Consider the following 4,712-nt stretch of genomic DNA (forward strand, 5'->3'; position numbering starts at 1 on the left):
CTATTTTATTAGTTTTTTAATCTTCTATTTAGAAAGTTTATTATTTTCTAATTTTACCTTAAAAAATAGAAAATTCTGACAATTAGCTGCGAAGTAATTTGATCTATTGTCTTGTTTAAGTGATTTTTATGATAACACACTTATAAAAATATTCAAAGAAATTTTCGACTTTTTTTTCAATTTTTTTAAAATTATGTAGTAAATTCGACATATTACTGAGTACCTATTTATTCAGTTAAAATGAACTAAATGGCGTTTGTACCATAAGTAACAACGAATCTCTAGAAACTTCATATTTCTTAAGGTTGCAATTGTAATCAAACTAAATAATTAAATTTTTGTGTTTTTTCTTCAAAAATGAAATAAACCTCCTTATTAGAGGTTTATTTTTGGGTCTTTTTTATCATTTAATGTTCTTTTAAGTGACTTAGTGAAACTTCTTTATCATTTTGTGGTTGATCAAGAGGATAAATTCTAGCTGTCCCCTCATTTTTATTAACATGCTGAATATAAACAGGTACTCCATCGCAAGTTACATTAATCATACCAGGTGCAGCTACAATTTCTAATGCTCTTTCAGTATCCATCATAATACCTCCTTTAATAACTAACCTATTTTATTATTTACAAAGCAAAGTTAGAGTATTCATGAAAAATAGGAGCTTTTTTAAAGGATTATGTAATATAGGACAGGGAGGGAAATTGTTGGAGCAATTGTTTTAAGTTTTGCCCTGAATTACTTAACTCGTTTTTTTTCTTGTTGTATGATAGCAAAGAAAGCGAAAAATAAAATTGAACTACTCATAAATAGTAAACAAAGTAAACCAAAAAGTATTTGCATATTCGTACCTCCTTTTTATGATGAGAACAGCGTAAAGTATGGAACTAGTTTCAGAGCAAGAAAAAGTTTAGAAAAGGTGAGAAAATGTCTAATATTAAAGAAATTGCGAGGATTGCCGGCGTTTCGGTTACAACAGTCTCACGAGTTTTAAATGATGAACCATATGTTAGTGAGGAAAAAAGAAAAGCAGTCTTAAATGCAATTAAGCTAACTAATTACCAACGAAATCAAAATGCAGTCAATTTAAGTAAAGGAAAAACGAATCTAATTGGTGTTGTTATTCCGTTCTCGCATCATCCGTACTTTGGATTGCTAATTGATGGAATCGCAAATGAGGCGATAAAAAATAATTATAAGCTCGTACTATTTCAATCAAATTATGAAGAGAAGAGAGAAATAGAAGCATTAGAGATGCTACAGCACAAACAAATAGACTCACTCATTATTTGTTCTAGAATTTGTTCGATTGAAATGATTGAAGAGTATAAGCAATATGGACAGATCATATTATTTGAAGATACGAGAAATACAGAAGTTTCTTCAACCTTTATTGATCATTACAATAGCTTCATGATTGCATTAGAATATTTATATAAAAAAGGCCATCAAAAAATCGGTTATTGTATTGGTCGTAGAACAGGCATGAATAGTAAGCAAAGAGAGGCTGCCTATATTGATTTTCATAAGAAATATAATGAGCCAATAATTAGCGACTTCGTATTTGGCAATTGTTATTATTTCGAAGATGGTGAAAGAGTTGTCCAATCTTTGTTAAATTTACAAGAGAGACCAACAGCTTTGTTAGTAACAAGTGATCAAGTAGCTGCGGGTGTACAAACATGCTGTAATGATCATAGGATAGCTATTCCTCAAGATTTAGCGATAATAGGATTCGATAATCAACCTATTGCAAAAGTAATGAAGTTAACAACTGTCGAAATTCCATTAAGGGAAGTGGGTAGGAAACTTTTTATTCAAGCGATTAATTCTGAAATTACACAAGAAGAAATTGCGTTTAAATTAATCGAGCGGCAGACTGTATAATAAAAAAGCTAGTTAGGAACTAGCTTTTTTTCATGTCGTTGAATGGTGAAGTGCAAATAAAAAAGCCGGAACTGCAACTAAATCTGGTGAAGTGCAAATAAAAAAGCTGGAACTGCAAATAAATCAGAGGAAGTTCAAATAAAAAAGCACAATCTGCAAATAAAAAAGTGGTATCTGCAATAAAAATCAGCATAACTGCAAATAAAGTCTCGAAACATGATGGTATAGAGTAAATCCATCAAAAAAATAGAAGAAATAATAATAAACTACTGAGAAACAACCAAAACTAAACAAAATCCACTAACACCATATTAATACACAATAAATTTTCAAGGATTAGTCCAGAATATTTTTCAAAAAAATTTATTCAATAAAGTTAAACTATATGTTCGGACTATAACTCCAAAGTAAAAACTAATATAAAACTAGCTTTTGATAGACTGATTCCATAAAGATGACTGTTCCCTAACAACTTCCATAAATTTTCTAGCAGCACGTGATTGCCATCTGTTTTTATGCCAAGACATGATCGTAGATACACTTCCTAAATTTGTATCCCAATGTATGACTTTTAGTTTTTGTTGTTGCATTTCATTTTGAACTGCCACGAGTGGGAGTATGGATATACCAAGTCCACACATAACACATTGTTTAATTGCCTCAACACTCCAAAATTCCATTCCAGTCTCAGTTGCGATTCCTTTGCCTCTTAAAAATGCTTCAAAATAATCACGATAACTACCTTGTTCTGTAAGAATTATATTTTCATTCGCATTTAGTGTAAACGTTGAAAGTGTTCTAGTATCAGAAGTTGGAGGTAGCAAAATGACAAGTGGTTCTTCAATTAATGTTTCCGTATACAAATCTGAATCAGTTAATGGAGCCTGTAGGAAGAAACCAATATCCAGATCTCCTCGACGTAATTCATCTTGTAATTCCCAACATGAACCAGATTTCATCATAATATTTACTTTCGGGTTTTGTGATCGAAATGCTTGGATAATTTGTGGAAGACGATAGATTGTTAAAGATTCAGGAGCGCCAATTTTTAACGTGGATACTTCTTCATTTTCCATTTGGAATACATCTTTTGCTTTTGTATAGAGCTGAATCATTTCGATTGCGTGAACTAAAAAGTTCTCACCGACCTCAGTCAGATGGACCTTTTTACCTATACGGTCAAATAAAGGTACCCCTAACTCTTGCTCAAGTGCTTGTATATGTGCAGTAATTGTAGATTGTGCATATCCGAGATGGACCGCAGCTCTAGAGAACCCGCCCATATCCACAATTGACTTAAATGTAATTAAATGACGGATTTCCATAATAGCCTCCTAAGTATCGGATTTTCCGATGGTTTATATCATAACTATTCATTTTACCGATGTTAGATCGGTTCATATAATTAAAGTATACGATATTACAATTTGTTTCAATAACTATTGGAGGGATATTAATGAGGAACCGAAAAATTGGTTTTCTTTTACTCAGCGGGTTAATGATTGGACCTATTTTAGGTTCGGGAATTATTATTTTACCACCTGCAGTGTATGAAACTGCTGGTAATTATGCTATTTTTGCTTGGGTTCTTATGCTTGGTTTAAGTTTAATATTTGCACTAATGTTTGGTAAGCTAAGTTTGTTGATTCCAGGGGATTCTGGAGTGCCATTAGCAGTTGAACGTGCATTTGGTACACAAATAAAAAACCTTTCAGCTATTTTCTTTTTACTTGCAGTTTGTTTTGGACCAATTGCAGTTACAGGTACGGCAGGGCATTACTTGCAACTACTGACGAATCAAAGTTTCTTCAATGAAAAGTGGCTAGCTTTAGGAATACTATGTTTTGTTTATATGATTTTAACTAGAAGCATTGCCGATGTTGGAAAATTTGCCTTTTTTATGTCTAGTTTCATTGTAGTGACACTTATAGTTGGCAGTATTCATACATTATTTACAGTTGACGGGAGCTTTACTTTATCGAATCCGATTACTGTTTCTGATTTTGGAGAAAGTTTACTTTTATTATTTTGGGCTTTAATCGGGTGGGAGGTCATCGGTAGCTATTCTTTAGAAGTAAAAACGCCAGAACGAACAATTCCTAGAGCAGTAGTCTTAAGTTTCTCGATTATAGCAATAGTAAGTTTAACCGTTGCATTTGCTTTCCAGTGGATTCATTCAAAAAATGGAAATATGATGGATCAATCATTAGCACCGTTACTTCAGAGTTTATTTGGAAGTTGGTCAACTCCTATTATTTCATCAATTACAATTGCTCTTTGTATTAGTACGGTTCTCCTAGTAATAGGAGCAGTATCACGACTAATCGCCGATCAAGCCAAAAACGGTTTACTACCTTCATGGCTCTCTTTTAAAAATAAAAATAATGTAGCAACTCGATCGTTATTTAGTTTGTTTTGCATTCACATAATTGTATTTATTCTTTATTTTAATGACTTCCTAAGCATTCAAACACTTGTAGCAATTGCAAATGCATTCTTCCTATGCAACGCTTTACTAGGAGTATTGGCATGTTTGCGATTATTTGATTCCGGATTTTTTAAAATTGGTTCATGTATTCTAGCAATTTGCTTTTTAGGAATACTTTTATTTTCTTCACCGGTCATTTTAATATTGATCATATTAGTCTCAGTGTACTTTATTTGGCTACAAAAAAGAGATTCAAAACAACATGAAAAAATTCTACAAATAGGAAATGGATAATGGATTAGAAAGGAAACTTCTATTAAAAGAAGTTTCAGAGTGTTGAAATATAAAATGGTCAATAGGGAAAAATGACATTGAATGAAACATTTATTTAATGATGAA

The 4,712-nt window shown here is 32.0% G+C and carries 4 protein-coding genes; 2 read left to right on the forward strand and 2 right to left on the reverse strand.

All coding sequences use genetic code 11. From position 1 onward, the window contains the following. Window positions 1-407 precede the first annotated feature (407 nt). A complete protein-coding gene (locus CN514_RS19890) occupies window positions 408-587 on the reverse strand; it encodes an H-type small acid-soluble spore protein (RefSeq protein WP_056471502.1) in 180 nt (59 codons plus the stop codon). A 338-nt stretch (window positions 588-925) separates the two neighbouring features. On the opposite strand from CN514_RS19890, the gene CN514_RS19895 reads away from it, so the two are divergent. Further along, window positions 926-1,885, forward strand: a complete 960-nt coding sequence (locus tag CN514_RS19895) for a LacI family DNA-binding transcriptional regulator (RefSeq protein WP_098234077.1) — start codon at window positions 926-928, stop codon at window positions 1,883-1,885. Window positions 1,886-2,310: 425 nt separating this feature from the next. Here CN514_RS19895 and CN514_RS19900 read toward each other — a convergent pair whose 3' ends face one another. Next, the gene (locus CN514_RS19900) at window positions 2,311-3,210 is read right to left on the reverse strand and encodes a LysR family transcriptional regulator (RefSeq protein ID WP_098234078.1); all 900 of its coding nucleotides are present in this window, start codon (window positions 3,208-3,210) and stop codon (window positions 2,311-2,313) included. A 131-nt stretch (window positions 3,211-3,341) separates the two neighbouring features. Here CN514_RS19900 and CN514_RS19905 point away from each other — a divergent pair, with 131 nt between their 5' ends. Next, window positions 3,342-4,607, forward strand: coding sequence for an APC family permease (locus tag CN514_RS19905; RefSeq protein ID WP_098234079.1), 1,266 nt, complete (start codon window positions 3,342-3,344; stop codon window positions 4,605-4,607). Window positions 4,608-4,712: the final 105 nt, after the last annotated feature.

It is taken from the genome of Bacillus sp. AFS001701 (assembly GCF_002559405.1).
Classification (GTDB): Bacteria; Bacillota; Bacilli; order Bacillales; family Bacillaceae_G; genus Gottfriedia.